The organism is Streptosporangium sp. NPDC000239 (genome assembly GCF_040300765.1).
Taxonomy (GTDB): domain Bacteria; phylum Actinomycetota; class Actinomycetes; order Streptosporangiales; family Streptosporangiaceae; genus Streptosporangium.
This window is the reverse complement of sequence record NZ_JBEPEI010000001.1, coordinates 1-21,014: the sequence shown is the minus strand read 5'-3', so window position 1 is coordinate 21,014 and position 21,014 is coordinate 1. Positions and strand designations below refer to the sequence as shown.

14 protein-coding genes and 1 rRNA gene are annotated in these 21,014 nt (G+C 69.1%); 7 read left to right on the top strand and 8 right to left on the bottom strand.

The genetic code is table 11. From position 1 onward, the window contains the following. Nucleotides 1–32: 32 nt before the first annotated feature. The gene (locus ABT340_RS00080) at nucleotides 33–1,460 is read right to left on the bottom strand and encodes an aldehyde dehydrogenase family protein (RefSeq protein ID WP_352008400.1); all 1,428 of its coding nucleotides are present in this window, start codon (nucleotides 1,458–1,460) and stop codon (nucleotides 33–35) included. A gap of 214 nt (nucleotides 1,461–1,674) precedes the next feature. On the opposite strand from ABT340_RS00080, the gene ABT340_RS00075 reads away from it, so the two are divergent. Beyond that, on the top strand, nucleotides 1,675–2,301 hold the full coding sequence (locus ABT340_RS00075) for a TetR/AcrR family transcriptional regulator (protein ID WP_352008399.1): 627 nt from the start codon (nucleotides 1,675–1,677) through the stop codon (nucleotides 2,299–2,301). Nucleotides 2,302–2,317: 16 nt separating this feature from the next. On the opposite strand, the gene ABT340_RS00070 is transcribed toward ABT340_RS00075, so the two are convergent. Next, nucleotides 2,318–3,799, bottom strand: a complete 1,482-nt coding sequence (locus ABT340_RS00070) for a PucR family transcriptional regulator (RefSeq protein ID WP_502992423.1) — start codon at nucleotides 3,797–3,799, stop codon at nucleotides 2,318–2,320. Between the two features lie 98 nt (nucleotides 3,800–3,897). Here ABT340_RS00070 and gabT point away from each other — a divergent pair, with 98 nt between their 5' ends. Beyond that, a complete protein-coding gene (gene gabT / locus ABT340_RS00065; RefSeq protein WP_352008397.1) occupies nucleotides 3,898–5,250 on the top strand; it encodes a 4-aminobutyrate--2-oxoglutarate transaminase in 1,353 nt (450 codons plus the stop codon). Between the two features lie 179 nt (nucleotides 5,251–5,429). Further along, a complete protein-coding gene (locus ABT340_RS00060; protein WP_352008396.1) occupies nucleotides 5,430–5,675 on the top strand; it encodes a hypothetical protein in 246 nt (81 codons plus the stop codon). Nucleotides 5,676–5,694: 19 nt separating this feature from the next. On the opposite strand, the gene ABT340_RS00055 is transcribed toward ABT340_RS00060, so the two are convergent. The 4 genes from ABT340_RS00055 to ABT340_RS00040 form a co-directional block, all read right to left on the bottom strand. Continuing rightward, the gene (locus ABT340_RS00055; RefSeq protein ID WP_352008395.1) at nucleotides 5,695–6,921 is read right to left on the bottom strand and encodes a saccharopine dehydrogenase family protein; all 1,227 of its coding nucleotides are present in this window, start codon (nucleotides 6,919–6,921) and stop codon (nucleotides 5,695–5,697) included. Nucleotides 6,922–7,082: 161 nt separating this feature from the next. Beyond that, entirely contained in the window at nucleotides 7,083–8,270 is a 1,188-nt protein-coding gene (locus ABT340_RS00050) for an extracellular solute-binding protein (protein ID WP_352008394.1), read from the bottom strand. A gap of 121 nt (nucleotides 8,271–8,391) precedes the next feature. After that, nucleotides 8,392–9,903, bottom strand: coding sequence for a CoA-acylating methylmalonate-semialdehyde dehydrogenase (locus ABT340_RS00045; protein ID WP_352008393.1), 1,512 nt, complete (start codon nucleotides 9,901–9,903; stop codon nucleotides 8,392–8,394). After that, nucleotides 9,900–11,198: an aspartate aminotransferase family protein gene (locus ABT340_RS00040; RefSeq protein WP_352008392.1), complete on the bottom strand. Its 1,299-nt coding sequence runs from the start codon at nucleotides 11,196–11,198 to the stop codon at nucleotides 9,900–9,902. The genes ABT340_RS00045 and ABT340_RS00040 overlap by 4 nt, the downstream gene beginning before the upstream one ends. Before the next feature lie 507 nt (nucleotides 11,199–11,705). Here ABT340_RS00040 and ABT340_RS00035 point away from each other — a divergent pair. Beyond that, nucleotides 11,706–12,419 carry a TetR/AcrR family transcriptional regulator C-terminal domain-containing protein gene (locus ABT340_RS00035; protein WP_352008391.1) on the top strand — a complete coding sequence of 238 codons (714 nt, stop codon included), beginning with the start codon at nucleotides 11,706–11,708 and terminating at the stop codon, nucleotides 12,417–12,419. 6 nt (nucleotides 12,420–12,425) lie between these two features. On the opposite strand, the gene ABT340_RS00030 is transcribed toward ABT340_RS00035, so the two are convergent. After that, nucleotides 12,426–16,355, bottom strand: a complete 3,930-nt coding sequence (locus ABT340_RS00030) for a hybrid sensor histidine kinase/response regulator (protein WP_352008390.1) — start codon at nucleotides 16,353–16,355, stop codon at nucleotides 12,426–12,428. Between the two features lie 196 nt (nucleotides 16,356–16,551). On the opposite strand from ABT340_RS00030, the gene ABT340_RS00025 reads away from it, so the two are divergent. From ABT340_RS00025 to ABT340_RS00015, 3 genes are all read left to right on the top strand, one after another. After that, the gene (locus ABT340_RS00025) at nucleotides 16,552–18,177 is read left to right on the top strand and encodes a PucR family transcriptional regulator (protein WP_352008389.1); all 1,626 of its coding nucleotides are present in this window, start codon (nucleotides 16,552–16,554) and stop codon (nucleotides 18,175–18,177) included. A 9-nt stretch (nucleotides 18,178–18,186) separates the two neighbouring features. After that, nucleotides 18,187–18,582: a cupin domain-containing protein gene (locus ABT340_RS00020; RefSeq protein WP_352008388.1), complete on the top strand. Its 396-nt coding sequence runs from the start codon at nucleotides 18,187–18,189 to the stop codon at nucleotides 18,580–18,582. A gap of 219 nt (nucleotides 18,583–18,801) precedes the next feature. Further along, nucleotides 18,802–20,265 carry a phosphodiester glycosidase family protein gene (locus tag ABT340_RS00015; protein ID WP_352008387.1) on the top strand — a complete coding sequence of 488 codons (1,464 nt, stop codon included), beginning with the start codon at nucleotides 18,802–18,804 and terminating at the stop codon, nucleotides 20,263–20,265. Between the two features lie 424 nt (nucleotides 20,266–20,689). Here ABT340_RS00015 and rrf read toward each other — a convergent pair. Continuing rightward, a 5S ribosomal RNA gene (rrf, locus tag ABT340_RS00010) occupies nucleotides 20,690–20,806 on the bottom strand. Nucleotides 20,807–21,014: the final 208 nt, after the last annotated feature.

The window sequence follows — 21,014 nt, the reverse complement described above, 5'->3', positions numbered from 1 at the left end:
ACCCCAGGGTGCGGGCCGTACCTCTCTGGGGCCTACAGGGAGAGCCCGGTCAGGACCATGACCTTCTCGTAGGTGAAGTCGGCGATGGCGGAGCGGATGCCCTCGCGGCCGACGCCGGACTCCTTGATGCCGCCGTAGGGCATCTGGTCGGCGCGGTAGGACGGAACGTCCCCGATGACCACGCCGCCCACCTCGAGCTCGCGGTTGGCGCGGAAGGCGACGTCCAGGTTGCGGGTGAACACCCCGGCCTGCAGACCGTACTTGGAGTCGTTGACCGTGGCGAACGCCTCGTCCACGCCGGAGACCGACTGGACGATCATCACCGGGCCGAAGACCTCCTCGCAGGAGACCTTGGCGTCGTGCGGGACGTCGGCGAGCACGGTCGGGGCGACGGTCGCGCCCTCGCGGGTGCCGCCCGCCAGCAGCCGGGCACCGGCCGCCACGGCCTCCTTGACCCACTGCTCGACGCGCTCCGCGGCCTCGACCGAGACCAGCGGCCCGACCTGGGTCCGGTCGTCGGCGGGGTCGCCGACGACCAGGGCCTCGACCGCGGGCACCAGCCTGGCCAGGAAGTCCTCACGCACGGACTCCTCGACGATCACACGCTGGACGGCGATGCAGCTCTGCCCGGCCTGGTAGTTGGAGAACAGCGCGACCCTCGAAGCCGCCCAGTCGAGGTCGGCGTCGGCGAGCACGACCGCGGCGGCGTTGCCGCCGAGCTCCAGGGTGACGTGCTTGCGCGGCACCTGGTCCATGATCGCGTAACCGACGGGGCCGGAGCCGGTGAAGGAGACCACCGGCAGGCGCGGGTCCTCGACCAGGGCGCCCGCGCGGTCGTTGGGCACCGGCAGCACGGAGAACATGCCCTCGGGCAGGTCGGTCTCGGCCAGGATCTCGCCGAGCACCAGGGCGGAGAGCGGGGTCGCGGGGGCCGGCTTGACGATGACCGGCGCGCCGACCGCGATGGCGGGGGCGACCTTGTGGGCCACCAGGTTGAGCGGGAAGTTGAACGGCGTGATCGCCAGGACCGGGCCGTGCGGGACGCGCGAGATGTAGGCGAGACGGCCCGCGGAGCCGGCCTCGGTGTCCAGGCGCATGACCTCGCCGCTGAGCCTGCGGGTCTCCTCGGCCGCGAACCTGAAGGTGGAGATCGCGCGGTTGACCTCGCCACGGGCCCAGAAGATCGGCTTGCCGTTCTCCTCCATGATCAGCCGGGCGAGCTCCTCGGCGCGCTCGGCCAGGCGGCGCGAGACGTGGGCGAGGGCGTCGGCCCGCACGTGGATGGGGAGCGCGGCGGCCTGCCCGCGCACGGCCACCGCCGCTGCGACGGCCTCCTCGACCTGGTCGGCCGTCGGCACTGAGCAGAGGCCGACGACACGGCCGTCGTGTGAGTTGGTCACGGTGAGCTCGGCGTCCCCGGTGGCGGGACGGCCGGCGAGCCAGAAGGGGCGCACGTCCATGCTCAGACGGTATGCCAACCGCCGCGACGGGGCGTTACTCCAGGGCGTACAAGACGGTCAGCGCGATGCGCCGTTCCGTATGTCCTCTTCTCTCTTGGGGGCTGTAACGAAACCGGCCCGCTTTATGGATATTCCTATATGACGACGGTTTGAACGATCTTCGCTCTGGCTAAGTCACGGTTGCAACTCCCTCACAGCGGAAGGGCGTGGCCGCATGACCTCTCCGGCGCCGCGCGGGCTGCAGGGTGCCTATCACCTCGGCGAACGGGCGGGCCAGGACGAGCTTCGCGGACGGCTCCTCGACGTGGCCAGTCAGCTTCTCGTCACCGTCGGCCCGGAAAGCCTGTCGATGCGCCGCATCGCCACCGAGGCCGGGTGCTCGACGACGGTCGTCTACACCATGTTCGGCAGCAAGGAAGGGCTGGCCGAGGCGCTCTACCTTGAGGGGTTCGAGCGGTTCAGACGGCGCCTTGAGGCCGTGCCTCCGCGCAGGAACGCCCTTGAGCACCTCACCGCGCTCGGTCCCGCCTACCGGGAGGCCGCCCTGGCCGAGCCCGGTTACTACGCCCTGATGTTCGAGCGGGCCATCCCCGGTTTCGTGCCGAGTGAGCGGGCCAGGACCCTGGCCAGGGCCGCGCTCAACATCCTCGACCGGGTGATCGCGGACTGCATCTCCGCCGGATACATCATCCCGACCCAGCCCAGGAGGATCGCCGACGCCCTCTGGGCCGCCGCGCAGGGCGCCATCAGCCTGGAGCGGTCAGGTCACCTGCGGGACGGCGAGACCTACAACGCGGTCACCTACGCCACCATCTCCCGTTATCTGACCGAGAAGCCGTGACCTGCGGAGGACGTGGTCATCCCGCCGTGGTCAGCGCGACCCAGAGCTCCGCGCGGGCGCCGGGGTCGTCGAGGTCGCGGCCGAGAAGCTCGGCGACACGGCGCATACGGTAACGCAGGGTGTGCCGGTGCACGCCGAGCCGTTGCGCGGCGGCGTCCCAGTGGCCGTTGCAGGCCAGGTAGGCGCGCAGGGACTCCAGCAGGTCGGCGCGCGAGCCGTACTCGCGCAGGGGGGCGAGCAGCGCGGCGGAGAACGCCTCGGCCGCCTCGGCGTCCAGCAGGGACAGCAGACCCTGGCCCGCCAGGTCGGCGAAGCGCGTCACACGCTCGGTGCCGCGACCGGCCGCGGCCAGTGCCCGGTCCGCCTGGCCGAGTCCGGCGTGCAGGTCGTCGAGACCGACCGGGGCGCCGAGACCGACCTCGCCGTACTCGGCGAGTGCCTGGGCCACCTCGTCCGCGAGGCCCTCGGGGGCGAGGACGACCACCCGCTCCGCGTCCGGCGCGGCGAAGACTCCGGTGGGGGCCCCGGCGAAGCCCGCCGCGACGGCGTCGAGCACCGCCTCCCGGTCGCCGCGGACGGCCAGCACGACCAGCCGGTCCACGGGCAACGTCTCCCCCAGCAGGTCCAGGACCTCCCGCCCTGCCTCGGCCTGCCCGGCCAGCAGCAACCGCAGCACGGCCGCGCGGATCCTGCGCTCGGCGGCCAGATGTTCCCTGCCGTGCTCGATGACCAGCGTCAGCAGCGACCCGGCGGCGTTGACCACGGTGTGCGCGACCGGTGTGAACGGCCGCTCCGCGCCGACCGCGAAGAACCCCCTGACCCGGCGGGCGCCGAGTGGTTGCACGACGATGTGCTCGGCCGGGGTGGACAGCGCCAGGCTCGCCGGGGCGCCGCGTCCCGCGGGTTTCCTGAGCCGCTCCAGTTCGGGCAGCAGCCTGGTGACGTGGGAGGCGTCCCTGCCCGCCGCGTGCCGTACGGCCCCCGCCTCGTCGAGCAGTGCGGCCCAGCCGCCCAGTTCGTGGGCCAGGCGGTCGATCACCGCGGCGGCCCCCTCCGGGCGGAGCGCGGCGCGGGTCAGGCGTCCCTGGGCGGCGAAGGCGCGGCTGATCTCCTCGTACTGTTCGGCGGCGATCAGGTCGCTGACCAGCTTGCTGATGGCCACGAACGGGGTGTCGCGGGGCACCTCGATCAGCGGCAGGCCCGCCAGCGCCGCGGCCTCGACCAGCCCGGCGGGGATCTCCTCGTGCCCGAGGCCGACGCCGAAGCCGAGACCGGTGACGTTCCTGGCCACGAGCCTGCCGACGTAGGGGGCCGCGTCCGCCTCGTGCAGGCGCATACCGGTGGTCAGCACCAGTTCGCCGCCCTCAAGGAAGGGGGTGGGGTCCTCAAGCTCGCTGACCGCGACCCAGCGGACCTGACTGTCGAGCGCGTCGTGCCCGGCCAGCACGGCGAGTTTGAGCGGCAGACGCCGCACGACGGTGCGGAGCGTCGGTGCCACGATCACCCCCGGATTTGTACGTTACGGCAAGAGTGCCGTCGGTAATTTTGCCATAGTGCATCATCCGCATCCCGGTACGCGCGACATACCGTCACAGCATGAGCACCGTCACCCAGGGCGGCCCCTCGCTTCCTCAGGAGCGCCGGGTCGTCACCGAGATTCCCGGCCCCAAATCCCGCGAGCTGTTCGCGCGCAAGCAGGCCGCCGTTCCTCCGGGCATCGGCACCACGCTGCCCGTCTTCGTGACGCAGGCCGGGGGCGGTGTGGTCGTCGACGCCGACGGCAACTCACTGATCGACTTCGGCTCCGGCATCGCGGTGACCAGCGTGGGCAACTCCGCCCCGCGCGTGGTCGAGCGGGTGACCAGGCAGGTCGCGGACTTCACGCACACCTGTTTCATGGTCACTCCCTACGAGTCCTACGTCCGGGTCTGCGAGAGGCTCAACGAGCTGACCCCGGGTGACCACGAGAAGCGCACCTTCCTGCTCAACAGCGGCGCCGAGGCCGTGGAGAACGCGGTCAAGGTGGCGCGGCACGCCACGGGGCGCCAGGCGGTCGTCGTCTTCGACCACGGCTACCACGGCCGCACGCTGCTGACGATGACGCTGACGGCCAAGAGCATGCCGTACAAGCACGGGTTCGGGCCGTTCGCCCCCGAGGTCTACCGGATGCCGCTGGCCTACCCCTTCCGCTGGCCGACCGGCCCGGAGAACTGCGCCGAGGAGGCCGCGGCCCAGGCGATCGACCAGATCGGCAAGCAGATCGGCGCGCAGAACGTGGCCGCCGTGGTGATCGAGCCGATCGCGGGCGAGGGCGGCTTCATCGAGCCGGCCAAGGGCTTCCTGCCCAGGATCGCGGAGTTCTGCCGGGAGAACGGCATCGTCTTCATCGCCGACGAGGTCCAGACCGGTTTCGCGCGCACCGGCCACCTGTTCGCCTGTGAGGACGAGGGCGTCGTCCCCGACATCATCGTCACCGCCAAGGGCATCGCGGGCGGCCTGCCCCTGTCGGCCGTCACCGGCAGGGCCGAGCTGCTCGACAAGGTCCACGTCGGCGGTCTCGGCGGCACCTACGGCGGCAACCCGCTGGCCTGCGAGGCGGCGCTGGGTGTGATCGAGACCATCGAGGCCGAGGACCTGACCGGCAGGGCCCGTCACATCGGCGAGGTCATGCTCCCCCGGCTGCGGGCTGTGGCGGAGCGCAACCCGGTGATCGGTGACGTGCGCGGCCGGGGCGCCATGATCGCGATCGAGCTGGTCGTCCCCGGCACCAAGGAGCCGCACCCGACGGCGGCCGGCGAGATCGCCGCCAGGTGCCACGCGGAGGGGCTGCTCGTGCTGACCGCCGGCACCTACGGCAATGTTCTGAGATTCCTTCCGCCGCTGGTCATGCCCGACCACCTGCTCGAAGAGGGACTGACGATCCTGGAGAAGATCATCAGCGAGATCTAACGGTTTGGATCACCGCAAAAGGGGCACCCGGCTTAAGACTGGGTGCCCCTTTTATTGCGTTATGGAAGGCGCACAGGGAGTGATTTAACCACCGCTTGACACTTACCACACTGATCACGGACGGAAACGGCGTTATAACGGTTCCGGTATAAGACTTCGCGATCAAGACGGGAGACGTGATGGACTGGCGGCATACCAGGGCGGCACGGATCACGGCGACGTTCGACCCGGAGGGCCTCACCCGGGCTCAGTGCGAGGGCGACGCCTGTGTTACCTGCCACAAGAGATGGCCCCGGCCAAGGATCAGGATCGGCAGGCTGCCCAACGACTCCCCGCTGTTCGCCTGCGACGAGTGCGCCGAGGCACTGGTCCAGGAGACCGAGGAGAACATCTACCACCTGCCCCGCCGCGCGGCCTTCTTCTGAGGCTCGCCTCCGCGCCGTCTCAGGCGGACAGCAGCGCCCCGTGCGTCTGCTCCCGCATCCTCCACGGCGAGCCGTAGTCATCGAGCAGGTCCAGGAACGGCACCGCGTCGAACGCCTCGGGTCCCAGCACCCCCGAGCCCGCCCAGACCCCGCTCGCCAGCAGTTCGAGCGCGACCACCGGGTGCAGCGCCGTCTGCCACACCACGGCCTGGCAGCCGTACTCCCGCATCGACCACGCGTTGTCCACCACGTGGTACAGGTAGACCTCCCTGGGCGCGCCGTCCTTGCCGACGCCCTTCACCCAGGTGCCCGCGCACGTCTTGCCGCGCATCCGCTCGCCGAGCGTCGCCGGATCGGGCAGGGCCGCGGCGACCACGTCCCTCGGTGAGGCCTCGACACCGCCGACCCGGATCTTGCCCGCGTTGTCCAGGCCGAGCTTGCGCAGGGTCTTCAGGACGCCGATGAACTCCTCGCCGAGACCGTACTTGAACGTCACCCGCCCGGCGTCGATCCAGCGCGGCACGAGCAGGACCTCCTCGTGCTCGACGTTGACGCACTCGACGGGGCCGATCCCCTCGGGGAAGTCGAACACCTCGGGTTCGCTGAACGGCTCGGTGGTGTGCCAGGCGCCGTCCTCCCAGACCACCGGAGGGTTCAGGCACTCCTCGATGGTCGTCCAGATGGAGAAGGTCGGCGCGAAGTCGTAGCCCTCGACCACCAGGTTCGACCCGTCGCGGACACCGATCTCCTCGATGCTCTCGAAGAGGTGCTCGGCCGCGTAGCGCGCGAACACGTCGGCCAGCCCCGGTTCGACCCCCATGCCGACCAGCGCGAGGCGACCTCTGTCCCGCCACCGCCCGGTCAGAGCGAACTGCTCGTCACCGAGCTTCACCCCCGGCAGCTCGTACGGCCTGCCCGGGTGGGGGCGGGACAGCGACATCGCCATGTCCAGGTAGTCCGCCCCCGCGTTGAGCGCGGCCCTGAACAGCGGCATGGTGAAACGCGGATCGACGGCGTTGAGGAGCACGTCGCAGCGGTGCCTGGCCAGGGCGGCCTCGACCGCCTCCTGGTCGGAGGCGTCCAGCGTGATCGCGCTGAACCGCGGGTCACCGGCTCTGGCCACCGCGGCGGTGGCCCGGCTCTGTTGAGAGTCGGCCACCACGATGTGTTCGAAGAAATCTCGGCGCGCCGCGATGGGGACGACGGCCGAGCCGACCCCGCCCGCTCCCACAAGAAGGATTCTCATGGCGGGATCCTATCCACTGACTGGTCAACCAGTCGATATTCGGGACGTGATTTCACCACCGGATTCGTCGCGGGTGACGGACGCCCCCACGGAAACCGTGGCCGCCTCACACATGGACGGAGGGGGACGTCCCGTTCAGCCGCGGGCGGTGGCCGCCCCGCTCACTTCACCAGGTCCTTCCACCTTTTTTCCCATTCGGTGTAGTCAGTGCATTCCCCGCCCGAACCACCGCAGTCCCTCGTCGGACGCGTGGCGAAGAGGACACGCCCGAGCTCGCGGTCGTCACGCGCGTGGTAGGCGTCGCACAGCCTCCGGACCTCGCCGTCGCAGGCCTTGACGTTGGCGGGGGCCAGCCCCGTCCAGGCTGCGGCCGAGTGCTGCGTGTCCGCGGAGCCGACCCAGTTGAGCCACTTGTAGGCGCAGTTGGGGCTGGTGGCGCCGGTCCCGACCATCCAGGCGTCGGCCCACCCGGTCACCGGCCCCTTCTCCCGCTCGACCGTCCTGCCCGCGCGCTCGAAGAGATCCAGGTGGTACGGCAGCGCCTGGGCCACGTGCGCCTCCCCCGTCGAGAAGGCCTGGATCACCTCCAGGGTGCTCGTCCAGTACACCCGGCGGGGCCCGTCGTGCTCGGCCAGCAGCCCGACGGCGGCGTCGAGCTGGGCGGGGGTGAGCTGGTAGGGGTCCTTGACCCCCAGCTCCGGCCTGGTCCGCCTGAGTGCCAGGGCGGCGTCGGCGATGCTCAGCGGGGTGTCCCTGACGGCCGACTGCTCCGTCCGGTAGACCGCGTCCGGCCCGTCGGGGGCGCCGGGCTCGCGTATGACCTGGTTGGTCCCCCACAGATAGGGGACTCCGTAGACCTTGCCGCTCGCGTCCCGGGTGGCGGGCAGTTCACGCAGCCGCCGGGGGATGTCCTTGTAGGACCGCAGGAGCGTGGTGTCCAGCGGCCTGACCGCGCCGTCCGCGATCAGCCTGCCGGCCAGGTCGGGGGAGGCCGAGATCACGTCGTAGGAGGCCGAACGGACCTTCTCCGCCATCTCCTCGCCGGAGTGGACCCGGTCGAGCCTGCTGACCCTGCACCCGGTGAGCTTCTCGAAGGGCGAGAGCCAGTCGGCGCTCGCGGTCGCGCCGCCGTACTCGACGTGGCCCTGGTAGGTGAGCACCTGCAGGGTGCCCTCCCCCCTGCCGATCGACGCCGAAGGCTTCGGGCTCGGTGTCGGGGACCGCGTGTCCTGAACGGCCGCCCGCCGGGCGAGCGCGCCGGGGGCCGTCGCGACCGGGAGACAGACCGTCAGGGCCACAACACCGGCCAGTGCGCCGAGACGTGTACGCCGGAACCTGTCCCCGCTCACGCAGCTCCCCCTACGACTCGATCTGTCCGGAGCCTATCGGCCGCCCGCGGAGCCCCGTCCACATACGGAGCGGCCCCACGGGAGATCTTCCCGCGGGGCCGTCCCGTCACCGCCCGCGCGGCTACCGGTTGGTCGGGAATCCGAGGTTGACCCCACCGTGGCTCGGGTCGAGCCAGCGGGAGGTGACGACCTTGCCCCGGGTGTAGAAGTGCACGCCCTCCGTGCCGTGGACGTGGCTGTCACCGAACAGTGACGCCTTCCAGCCGCCGAAGCTGTAGAAGGCCATCGGCACCGGGATCGGCACGTTGATGCCGACCATGCCGACCTCGACCTCGTTCTGGAAGCGCCTGGCCGCGCCGCCGTCGTTGGTGAAGACGGCGGTGCCGTTGCCGTACTCACCGCTGTTGATCAGGCCGAGCCCCTCCTCGTAGGAGGAGACGCGCACGATCGACAGCACCGGCCCGAAGATCTCCTCGCGATGGACGCGGGAGTCGGCCGGGACGTGGTCCAGGACCGTCGGGCCGAGCCAGAAACCGGGGGTCTCCTCGGCCGTCGTGCCACCGCGCACCGGGGTCAGGCGGCCGTCCACGACGAGCTTGGCCCCCTCTGACACCCCCAGGTCGAGGTAGGAGACCACCTTGTCGCGGTGTGCCCCGGTGACCAGCGGTCCCATCTCGGAGGCCGGGTCGTCGCCGGGGCCGACGGTCAGCGCCGAGACTCGGGAGACGATCTTGTCGACCAGCTCGTCCCCGATCGGGTCGACGGCGAGCACGACGGAGATCGCCATGCACCGCTCCCCCGCGGAGCCGAAGCCCGCCGAGACCGCCGCGTCGGCGACGAGGTCGAGGTCGGCGTCGGGCAGCACGAGCATGTGGTTCTTCGCGCCGCCGAGCGCCTGTACCCGCTTGCCCGCCGCACTGCCGGTCTCGTAGACGTAACGGGCGACCGGGGTCGAGCCGACGAACGAGACTGCCCGCACGTCGGGGTGCTCAAGCAGCCGGTCGACCGCGACCTTGTCACCCTGGAGCACGGTGAAGACACCGTCGGGCAGCCCCGCCTCCTTCCAGAGCCCGGCCAGCAGCAGGGAGGCGGACGGGTCCCGCTCCGAGGGCTTCAGGATGAAGGCGTTGCCCGCCGCGATCGCGATCGGGAACATCCACATCGGCACCATGGCCGGGAAGTTGAACGGGGTGATGCCCGCGACGACGCCCAGCGGCTGACGGATCGAGTAGGAGTCGACCCGGGTCGAGACGCCCTCGGAGAAGCCGCCCTTGAGCAGGTGCGGGATGCCGCAGGCGAACTCGACGACCTCGATGCCCCTGGCGACCTCGCCCAGCGCGTCGGAGTGGACCTTGCCGTGCTCGGCCGAGATGAGCCGGGCCAGCTCGTCACGGTTGGCGTTCAGGAGCTCACGGAAGCGGAAGAGCACCTGTGAGCGCTTGACCAGCGAGGAGTCCCTCCATGCGGGGTAGGCGGCCACGGCCGAGGCGACGGCCGCGTCCACCTCCTCCGTCGAGGCCAGGTGGACGTGCCCGGCCACCCGGCCGGTCGCCGGGTCGAAGATCTCCGACGTACGGCCCGCCTCGGGAACCTCGGTGAGGGCGCCGTCGATCCAGTGGGTGATGTTCTTCACGACGTGACCTCGGCGTTGACGGTTTCGAGCGCGTTGACGATGATCCCGAGGCCCTCGGCGGCCTCGTCCTGGGTCAGGGTGAGCGGCGGGGCCATCCGCAGCACGTTGCCGTACAGGCCGCCCTTGCCCGCCAGCAGGCCCGCCTTCTTCGTCTCCTCCATGAACCTGGCCGCGATCGCGGGAGAGGGTGCCCCGGTCGCCGGGTCGACCAGTTCGACGGCGAACATCAGGCCCTTGCCCCGCACGTCGCCGACGATCGGCAGACGCGGCGCGGCCTGCCTGAGCCCGTCGATGATCAGAGCGCCGGTCCTGGCGGCGTTGGCCTGCAGGTCGTGGTCGAGCACGTAGTCGAGGGTGGCGTTGGCGGCGGCCATGGAGATCGGGTTGCCGCCGAAGGTGGCGAGGCCGGCCGCGTGCGGGCCGTCCATCAGGTCACCCCGCGCCACGACGCCGCCGACCGCGAAGCCGTTGCCGAGCCCCTTGGCGAAGGTCATCATGTCCGGCGTGACGCCGTGGTTCTGGATGCCGAAGAACGCCGAACCGGTACGGCCCCAGCCGGTCTGTACCTCGTCGGAGATGAACAGGACGCCCTCGGCGTCGAGGACCTCCTTGTAGGCGGCGAACAGCCCGTCGGGCGCCATGCTGAAGCCGCCGACCCCCTGGATCGGCTCGGCGATCAGCGCGGCCACGTCGCCTCCGACGGAGGTGGCGAGCACGTGGCGCAGGTCGTCCACGCAGGCGGCGATGTAGTCGGCGTCGGACAGGCCGCGGAACTGGGTCAGGTGCCGGTCGGCGCCGTGCAGGAAGTGCACGTTCAGCGGCGACAGGGAGTTGTTCTTCCAGGAGCGGTTGCTCGTCACGCTGATCGCCCCGAAGGAGCGGCCGTGGTAGCTCTGCCGCATGGCCAGGACCTGGTCGGACCGGCGGGCGTAGGTCGCCAGCAGCAGCGCGGTCTCGTTGGCCTCGGTGCCCGAGTTGGTGAAGAAGACCTTGGCGTTCTCGATGCCGGAGAGCCGGGCGATCTTCTCGGCGAGCTCGACCTGGCCGCGGAGCAGATAGACCGTGGAGGTGTGCACCACGCCGGTCGCGAGCTGACGTTCCACGGCCTCGCGCACCTCGGGCACGTCGTAGCCGATCATGTTGGTCAGGATGCCCGCGAAGAAGTCCAGATAGCTCTTACCGGAGGCGTCGACGACCCGGTTGCCCTTGCCGCCGACGATCTCGATGGGCTCGTTGTAGTAGAGGGCCAACCAGTTGGGCATTACCGCGCGGTGGCGTGCAAAAAGGTCCGACATACAACGAGTATGTCGGGTTACCTCACCTGCTCAAACCACCAGACTGTCGGGATATGACCGGTAAAGCCGTCATGTTGTTAGAACGCCGTTCCAGTCCTACCTCCGAGTTCCTGTACGGCTTGCGCCCTGCGACGGTTGGCGCAAGCCGTACAGGATGCCGGGCGGAGCACCCCCCAGGTTCCCCGCCCGGGCTTCTCGGAGGAGGCGGCCCCGGCCAGACCGGGACGCCGTGAGTCGCCTGAGCCACGAAGGCCCCGAACGCCACGGGCCCTCGCACCGGCACGCCCGGACGTTCGCCAGACGCGGGCTGTGCCGGCCATGTCCACCTCCACGGGCTCGGGCGACTCATGAACCATCGTCGCCCATATTTCCCACTTAAGCAATCTGAAATACATGAATTTTTGGCACCCTTCCGTGACATCCCCCTCACCCTCGGATGCCCGCCCTCGACACTCGCACATTGTGCGATAAATCGAACACCGTATTATCAGCCGTATGCTTAGGGATGTGGAACAGCCCCTGTCCTCGGTGTGGACCCGTGAGAAGCGTCCTTCGAAGAGCCCGACGCTGAGCCGGGCGCAGATCGTGCGCGCGGCCATGGAGATCCTCGACGCCGAGGGGATGGAGGCGCTGAGCATGCGCCGCCTGGGCACCAAACTCGGGGCGGGGGCCACGAGCATCTACTGGCACGTGGCCAACAAGGACGACCTTCTCGAACTCGTCCTCGACGAGGTCTTCAGCGAGGTCCCGCCGTTCGACCCGGAGACGAGCGGCTGGCGCGACGCGGCCTCGGCCTTCGCCTACGGTGTGCGCCAGGCGCTCTTCGCCCACCCCTGGTCCGCGGTGCTCATCGGCACCATGCCCAGCATCGGCCCCAACGCCATGCGCCTGTCCGACGGGCTGATGCGCACCTTCGCCAAGGCGGGGTTCACCGGCATGGGCCTGGACCACGCCGCCTCGACGATGATGGCCTACGTGCTGGGCACGACCCTGCCGGAGATCGCCTGGCGGTCCGCCACCAGGCGATCCGGGCTGAACGAGCAGGACCTGGTCAAGGCGATGACGGACATCGTGACCCGTGCCGCGAACGACTATCCCGAACTGGCCGCCCGCTACTCCGAGTACGCCGACCTCGACCAGCAGGCCCTCCGCGCCGTCAACTTCGACTTCGGGCTCACCTGCTTCCTCGACGGCCTCGAAGCGCGCCTCAAGCAGCGATGAGGGGGCTCACGGCGACATCCACTGCTGGATGCGGGTGAGCAGCTCCTGCGCGTCGACGGGTTTGGTGACGTAGTCGCTCGCCCCCGCCGACAGTGTCTTCTCCCGGTCGCCCTGCATGGCCTTGGCCGTGACCGCGATGATCGGCAGGTCCGCGAAGCGCGGCATCTTGCGGATGGCCGCGGTGGCCGCGTAACCATCCATCTCCGGCATCATGATGTCCATCAGGACCAGGTCGACGTCCTCGTTGCACGACAGCATCTCGATGCCCTTGCGGCCGTTCTCCGCGTACAGCACCCGCATGCCGTGCAGTTCCAGGATGTTGGTCAGCGCGAAGACGTTGCGCACGTCGTCATCGACCACCAGCACCTTCTTGTCGGCCAGTACGGCGTCCGCCTCCCGGAGCGCGTGGGGCCGCTCGTCCAGGTCAGGCCGTACCAGTGGCAGAACCGCGCCGCGCGCCTGGGCCGACAGGTGCAGCGTGATGCGCTCGCGCAGTTCGTCGAGACTCGGCAGGAGCTCCAGAGGCTGGGGATTCGAACGACCCTTGAGAAGGTCCTCCTGCGGCCGGGTGAGCGTGCGGGTGTGGTGGGCGAGCACGGGCAGCTCACGCAGCACCGGGTCCTCCTCAAGCCCGCGCAGGAACTCCGCCGCCCCGTCCTGCCACATCCCGAGGTCGAGCACGATGCAGTGATGGTCGTCCCGCCTCAGGGCCTCGACCGCGGTGACGGGGTCGTTGGCCGTGGCCACCCTGACCGGCCCGTGCGTCTCGTCCAGGTCGGCCGCGACGCTCTCGGCGAGCTGGGACAGCAGCCCGCCCCGGCGTGACTCGACGACGAGCAGGCGGCGCCCCTCCCCACCGGCCTGTTCCTCCCCCGGCGGGACGACCGCCCTCGCCACGGGCCCGGCGGCCGGAACGTCACGGCCGCGGGGGGCGACGTCCGCGACCGGCAGCCGGAGGCTGAAGGTGCTGCCCTGCCCCAGGACGCTGACCGCCCTGATCTCGCCCTTGAACAGGGCCGCGATCTCACGGCTGATGGACAGTCCCAGACCGGTGCCGCCGTATCTGCGGCTGGTGGTCCCGTCGGCCTGCTGGAAGGCGTCGAAGATCTGGGAGAGGTTCTCCTCGGCGATGCCGATCCCGGTGTCCACGACGTGGAAGGCGAGCACCTCCTGGCCCGGGACCCCCAGCAGGTCGGTCTCCTCGATCAGCTCGATGCGCAGCCCGACCGAACCCCTCTCGGTGAACTTCACCGCGTTCGACAGCAGGTTGCGCACCACCTGGCGCAGCCGCTGCTCGTCCATGAGCAGCTCTCCGGGCACGTCCGGGGCGATGGTGACGTCGAACCTGAGACCCTTCTCCGTGGTCAGCGGTCTGAAGGTGGCCTCGACGTAGTCGAGCAGGCGCCGCAGCGGCAGCGGCTCGACGCTGACGTTCATCTTGCCGGCCTCGATCTTGGACAGGTCGAGGATGTCGTTGATCAGCTGCAGCAGGTCGGTGCCTGCCGAGTGGATGACGTTGGCGTACTCCACCTGCTTGGCGGTGAGGTTGCGGGCCGGGTTCTGGGCCAGCAGCTGGGCCAGGATCAGCAGCGAGTTGAGCGGGGTGCGCAGTTCGTGACTCATGTTCGCCAGGAACTCGCTCTTGTACTTGGAGGCCAGGGCGAGCTGCTTGGCGCGTTCCTCAAGCTCCTGGCGGGCCTGCTCGATCTCCCTGTTCTTCGTCTCGATGTCGCGGTTCTGCCGGGCGAGCAGCTCGGCCTTCTCCTCAAGCTCGGCGTTGGAACGCTGGAGTTCCTCCTGCCCCATCTGCAGTTCCGTGGCCAGGCGCTGCGACTCGGCGAGCAGGGAGTCGGTACGGGCGTTGGCGACGATGGTGTTGACGTTGACGCCGATGGTGCCGACCAGCTGTTCGAGGAAGGCCCGGTGCACCGGGGTGAACCTGTTCAGGCTGGCCAGCTCGATCACCCCGAGCACCTGATCCTCGACGATGATCGGCAGGATGATGAGGTTGACCGGCCCTGCCGCCCCCAGGCTTGAGGAGATCGTGAGATAGCCGTCGGCGATGTCCTCGACCAGGATGGGGCGTTTGGCCAGGGCCGCCTGCCCCACCAGCGACTCCCCGAAGCCATAGCGGCGGCTGGTGTCCCGATGACCGTAGCCGCCGACGACCCGCAGCTCCGAGCGGCCACCCGCCTCCTCGGCGAGCAGGAACGTGCCATGCTGCGCGCGGACCAGCGGGGCCAGCTCGTTCATCACCAGTTCGGCCACGACGGCGAGATCACGGTGACCCTGCATGAGACCGGAGATGTGGGCCAGGTTGGACTTGAGCCAGTCCTGCTCCTGGTTGGCCAGGGTGGTCTCCCGCAGGGACTTCACCATGGAGTTGATGTTGTCCTTGAGCTCGGCCACCTCCCCCGAGGCGTCCACGGTGATGGAACGGGTCAGATCGCCCGAGGTCACGGCGCTGGTCACCTCGGCGATCGCACGGACCTGACGGGTGAGGTTGCCCGCGAGCTCGTTGACGTTCTCGGTCAGCCGCTTCCAGGTGCCCGAGACACCCTCGACCTCCGCCTGGCCGCCGAGCCGTCCCTCGCTGCCGACCTCACGGGCCACCCGCGTGACCTCAGCGGCGAACGACGACAGCTGGTCCACCATCGTGTTGATGGTGTCCTTCAGCTCCAGGATCTCCCCCCTGGCGTCGACCCGGATCTTCTGCGACAGGTTGCCCTTGGCGACCGCGGTGGTGACCTCGGCGATGCTGCGCACCTGCGCGGTGAGGTTGTCGGCCATGACGTTGACCGACTCGGTGAGCGCCTTCCAGGTGCCGGAGACTCCCTTGACGTCCGCCTGGCCGCCGAGCCGCCCCTCCGTGCCGACCTCACGGGCCACCCTCGTCACCTCGTCGGCGAACGACGACAGCTGGTCCACCATCGTGTTGATGGTGTCCTTCAGCTCCAGGATCTCCCCCCGCGCGGAGACCGTGATCTTCTGCGACAGGTCACCCCTGGCCACCGCGGTCGCCACCTGGGAGATGTTCCGTACCTGGTCGGTCAGGTTGCCCGCCATGTAGTTCACCGAGTCGGTCAGGTCGCGCCAGGTGCCGGAGACGCCCTTGACGTCCGCCTGGCCGCCGAGCCGCCCCTCGGTACCCACCTCACGGGCCACCCTCGTCACCTCGTCGGCGAAGGAGGAGAGCTGGTCGACCATCGTGTTGATGGTGTTCTTCAGCTCCAGGATCTCCCCCCGCGCGGAGACCGTGATCTTCTGCGACAGGTCACCCCTGGCCACCGCCGTGGTGACCTGCGCGATGCTGCGCACCTGGTCGGTGAGGTTTCCCGCCATGAAGTTCACCGAGTCGGTCAGGTCACGCCAGGTCCCCGCGACGCCGGTCACCTCCGCCTGCCCGCCGAGCCGCCCCTCCGTGCCGACCTCACGGGCCACCCTCGTCACCTCGTCGGCGAACGACGACAGCTGGTCCACCATCGTGTTCAGGGTGTTCTTCAGCTCCAGGATCTCGCCTCGGACGTCCACCGTGATCTTCTGCGAGAGGTCACCGGTGGCCACGGCGGTGGCGACCTGGGCGATGTCACGGACCTGGTCGGTCAGGTTGCCCGCCATGGCGTTGACCGAGTCGGTGAGGTCCTTCCAGGTGCCGGAGACGCCGGGCACCTCGGCCTGCCCGCCCAGCTGGCCCTCCGTGCCGACCTCACGGGCCACCCGCGTCACCTCGGAGGTGAACAGGGAGAGCTGGTCCACCATCCCGTTGAAGACGGTGGCGATCTCCTTGAGCAGACCGTCGCCCTCGTCGGGCAACCGGGTGCCGAAGTCACCGTCCCGTACGGCGGTGAGCCCCGCCAGAAGCTGACGCAGATCGAGCTCCTCCACACCGGCGGCCTGTGTGGAACCACGTCTCGTTCCGTCCGTAGTCTCAACCATGTTCACCACCGCGTTCGTTCGGCCGAGAAAAGGTCAAGTCATCCTAAGGCCAGTGGACGGGGAGGCCGGGCGGTTGATGATTAGGCGGGAAATCCGCCTGAACGCAGAGAAAGGTCCACTCAAAGAGGGAGTTGACCTTTCAGGCTGTAAAGCAGGCGGCATTCTAACTTACAGGCTGATCGGATACTCTCAACGAGTGCTCCCAACCATCGCCGACGTTCTCGCCCTGGACACCGTCCGCCGGGGCAACCCACGGGTGGTCGCGGGAGCCGACCGGCTCGGCACCCGGGTCCGCTGGGTCCACGTCGGCGAGGTCACCGACATCGCCCACCTGCTGCGCGGCGGAGAACTCGTTCTCACCACCGGCATCGCGCTGCCCGACGACCAGGAGGGCCTGACGGCCTACGTCGCCGAGCTGGCCGCCGTCGGCGCGTCCGGCCTGATCGTCGAACTGGGCCGCAAGTTCATCAGGGAGCTGCCCCGATCGGTGATCAACGCCGCGGAGAAGCACGGCCTGCCCCTGGTCACTCTCGCCCGCGAGACCCCCTTCGTGCAGATCACCGAGTCGGTGCACGCCAGGATCATCGACATCCAGCTTGAGGAGCTGCGCGCCTCAGAGCAGCTCCACGAGGTGTTCACCGAGCTGTCGGTCGAGGGCGCCTCCCCGGCGGAGGTCCTCAGCCAGGTCGCACGCCTCTCCGGGCGCCCCGTGCTGCTGGAGAACCTCGCCCACCAGGTGCTCGCCTGTGAGACGGCGGGCCGCGACACCGGGACGCTGCTGGCCAGCTGGGAGACCCGCTCACGGGCGGTCGCCCCCGAGGGCAGGACCGCCTACGACTCCTCCTCCGGCTGGCTGGTCACCACGGTCGGCGCGCGCGGCCAGGACTGGGGCCGCCTGATCCTGCTCTGCGAGGGCATCCCGGGGCCGCGTGACGTCGTGCTCGCCGAGCGCGCCGCGACCACCCTCGCCCTGGGCCGCCTGCTGGAACGCCATCAGGAGTCCCTTGAGCGCCAGGCCCACGGCACGATCATCACCGGCATCCTGACCCACTCCTACGCCGACCCGGAGGAGGCCGCCGCCCGCGCCAGGGCGGTCGGCGTGCCGCTCACCGGACGCAAGCTGATCAGCGTGGTGCTACGCCTGTGTGATCCACAGGACGACTCCCTCGAAGGGCAGGAGCGGCTCGTGAGGCTCGACGAGCTGGCCGAGGCCGCCGCCTCCGCCTGCCGCGACGCCCGCCTCCCCGCCCTTGTCGGCGCCCTGGACCAGGACCGCGTCGGCGTCCTGCTCCCCCTGCCCCCGCGGACCCTCGCCGAGCCCTCGCTGACCGCACTCGCCGACCGCCTGCGAATGACCTTCGCCACACCCTTCGTCCTGGCCGCCGGATCCGTGGTCGACTCGCTCCGCGACGTACGGCGCAGCTTCCTCGAAGCCGAGCAGGTCGCGGACGTGGCCGTCAGACAACCCGACGGACGCCCCTTCTACCGGCTGCCGGACCTGCGTCTACGTGGCCTTCTGCACCTGCTCCGGGACGACGCCCGCCTGCAGACCTTCGCCGAACGCGAGCTCGGCTCCCTGCTGGCCCACGACGCCCAGCGCGGCGGCGACCTGACCGGAATCCTGCGCGTCTACCTGGCCGCGGGCCGCAACAAGGCCGTCGCCGCGCAGAAGGCCCACCTGTCGAGGCCCGCCTTCTACGACCGGCTCCGTAGGCTGGAACGTGTTCTCGACATCGACCTGGACGATGTCGAGTCCTGTCTCTCCCTCCACGTGGCGCTTCTGGCGCTGGAGTCGTTCCGGAGAGACAACCCCCGCACCTGAAAGGCCCCCATGCCCGAGATCCTCGTCCCCGAGGCCGCCGACCTTGCCCGCATGGTCGGCGCCGCAGGCGTCTTCGCCGTCCCCGCCGGAGACGTACGGCTGTCGCCCGACGAGTTGGACCCCGCCCAGATCCTCGCGGGCTCGCCCCAGGTCTCCTCCGTGGAGCTCTGGTCGTCGCCCGACGGCTCGCAGAGCCGGGGAATCTGGGAGATAACCCCCGGAACCGTGACCGACGTGGAGAACGACGAGATCTTCGTGGTCCTGGCCGGCCGCGCGACCCTCGAAGTCGAGAACGGCACCAGCATCGAACTCACTCCGGGCTCGGTCTGCCTGCTCTCCGCAGGGACCAAAACGACCTGGATCGTCCACGAGACCCTTCGCAAGGTGTATCACTCCGTGTCCTGAGTCCCGGCTACGGGCCGTATGGAAAGTGGATTTCCATACGGCCCATTCGCTTGGCGCAGGTCCCTCGCGTAACAGAGGGTCTGAGGAGCTTCGCCCGCAAAGACACCGTGTGGGAAAGAACACTTTCTCAATACGTTTAGCGTGTTTCGCCCACCCCGGTAGGTAGATCTTCGGCACGATGGTACGCCGCAGTCTGATCACCAACGGGGAGAGATATTCATGTCACGACGTCTCGTCGTCGGGCTTTCCGCCATCACACTCGTAGCGACAGCGATGCCCGCCCAGGCGGGACAGGCGACCCTGCCCTTCCCCTCCTCAGCGTTCCCGCTCGGCGAACGAGTGGCCCCGGTGACGAAGCAACGCAACGTGGCCCCCGGAGTCGACCTTTTCACCGTAAGGCACGGCACATCCACCCAGGGCTGGACCGTGGCCGTGCTGATGCCCAACGGGCACGAGGACGGCAGTCTGGCCACCGCCCAGGCGAAGGCCTCCGAGGTCGAGTCCGCCGGATTCACCCCGGAGGTCCAGAAGGTCGTCCAACCCGCCGCCGCTGACGCCCCCTCCGTGGAACGCTATCTGGTCCGCGTCGGGCAGTGGCCGTTCAAGAAGCGCGCCGAGGCGGACAAGGTGGTCAAGGAACTCAAGGGATTCGACATCAAGGCCAAGGCCGACTACCTCGGTGACGACGGCCTGGAGACGACCGGCCCCTGGAACCTGCGTGTGCTGACGATCGACCCCAGAACCTTCCGGGGATCGTTCAAAACGAGCATCGGCAAGTCCATCGCCAAGCGCGAGACCACCAGTTCGATGGGCAAGCTCGTCGGTGCCATCGCCGGCGTCAACGGCGGCTTCTTCAACATCCACACGGTCAAGGAGATCAAGGGAGATCCGATGGGGATCTCCGTGGTCGGCGGCAAACTCCTCAGCGAGGCCGTGGAAGGCCGGACCGGACTGATCCTGAACGGCAGGAAGGTCAAGATCACCGAGTTGAGGTCGGCTGTCACAGCCACTTCATCCGACGGGGAGAAGACCGCGATCCAGGGAGTCAACCGGGCGCCGGCCGCCGACGAACTCGTCCTCTACACCGAGGAGTTCGGCACCAAGACCGCGGCCGACGGCGGCACCGAGGCCGTGATCGACCCCCAGGGAAGGGTCGTCTCGGCCCGTCAGGCGGGTGGCGTCGTCCCGCGCGGTTTCTCCGTACTGCACGGCACCGGCCTCATGTCCGACTGGCTACTCGAACACGCCGCGGAGACCGCGACGGTGAAGGTGGACACCAAGGTCATCGATCTGCGGACCCGGCGGGCCGTTCCCCTCACCCCCGAGACATACGTCATGGCGGGCGGCGTAGGCCTGGTCAAGAACGGCCGAATCCACATCACCGCTCTCGCCGACGGGCAGGCCTCCCTCAACATGATGCTCCGCCGTCACCCTCGGACGATGGCGGGCGTCACCAAGAACGGCGGACTGATCCTGGCCACCATCGACGGCCGCATCCCGGGCGTCACCGTGGGAGCGTCGATGGTCGAGGCCGCTCAGTTGATGCGCTGGCTGGGCGCCAAGCAGGCCATCAATCTCGACGGAGGCGGATCGAGCGCGATGGTGGTCCGTGGGAAGGTCGTCAACCAGCCCTCGGACGGTGCCGAACGTCCGGTCGGCGACGGCCTGTTCGTCACCCCCTGAACCTGTTTGACTTCAACGCCCTGGTCGCTCCGACCAGGGCGTTGTCATTTCCGCTACGAGAAGCACTCCTCCAAGCACCGGAGCACACCCCGTACGGCGCCGCCCAACCCTCCCACTGCCCACCCTCGAAACCCAGAAAGGGGCGGCCCCCGCCGCCCCTCAAACACCCCCGCACTCCCAGGCCGGGCACAAACACGAAAAAAAAGGGGGCAGTCGCCGGCCACCCCGCGCCCCAGGCACCCCGCCTGGAACGCAACCCCACCCGCACCAAACACCCCCGAAAACCCCGGAGCCAGGCACAAAAAAGGGGCAGCCCCGCTACCCCTCAACCACCCCCGCACTCCCAGGCCAGGCACCAACTCCCAGGCCAGGCACAAACAAAAAAAGGGGGGCCACCCCAAAGGATGACCCCCCACAAAAGATTGTCCGGCGGCGACCTACTCTCCCACACCGTCCCCGGTGCAGTACCATCGGCGCTGAAGAGCTTAACTTCCGGGTTCGGAATGTAACCGGGTGTTTCCCCTTCGCCATAACCGCCGTAACACTATGAAACACACAAACAACCACCGTGCCAACACGGGTGTCTGTTGCCTCAGAATTGCCTAGTGGACGCGAGCAAAACCCCACCACACCACAACCAAAGCCATGGTCTGCGATGGACACAAAAGAAACCTTGAGGTCAAGTCCTCGGCCTATTAGTACCGGTCAGCTCCACACGTTACCGCGCTTCCACACCCGGCCTATCAACC

Bases quoted from the DNA above. Each gene is read 5' to 3' on its own strand.
- ABT340_RS00080 (WP_352008400.1), bottom strand. From the start codon at position 1,460: ATGGACGTGCGCCCCTTCTGGCTCGCCGGCCGTCCCGCCACCGGGGAC.
- ABT340_RS00075 (WP_352008399.1), top strand. From the start codon at position 1,675: ATGACCTCTCCGGCGCCGCGCGGGCTGCAGGGTGCCTATCACCTCGGC.
- gabT (WP_352008397.1), top strand. From the start codon at position 3,898: ATGAGCACCGTCACCCAGGGCGGCCCCTCGCTTCCTCAGGAGCGCCGG.
- ABT340_RS00060 (WP_352008396.1), top strand. From the start codon at position 5,430: ATGGACTGGCGGCATACCAGGGCGGCACGGATCACGGCGACGTTCGAC.
- ABT340_RS00055 (WP_352008395.1), bottom strand. From the start codon at position 6,921: ATGAGAATCCTTCTTGTGGGAGCGGGCGGGGTCGGCTCGGCCGTCGTC.
- ABT340_RS00040 (WP_352008392.1), bottom strand. From the start codon at position 11,198: ATGTCGGACCTTTTTGCACGCCACCGCGCGGTAATGCCCAACTGGTTG.
- ABT340_RS00030 (WP_352008390.1), bottom strand. From the start codon at position 16,355: ATGGTTGAGACTACGGACGGAACGAGACGTGGTTCCACACAGGCCGCC.
- ABT340_RS00020 (WP_352008388.1), top strand. From the start codon at position 18,187: ATGCCCGAGATCCTCGTCCCCGAGGCCGCCGACCTTGCCCGCATGGTC.
- ABT340_RS00015 (WP_352008387.1), top strand. From the start codon at position 18,802: ATGTCACGACGTCTCGTCGTCGGGCTTTCCGCCATCACACTCGTAGCG.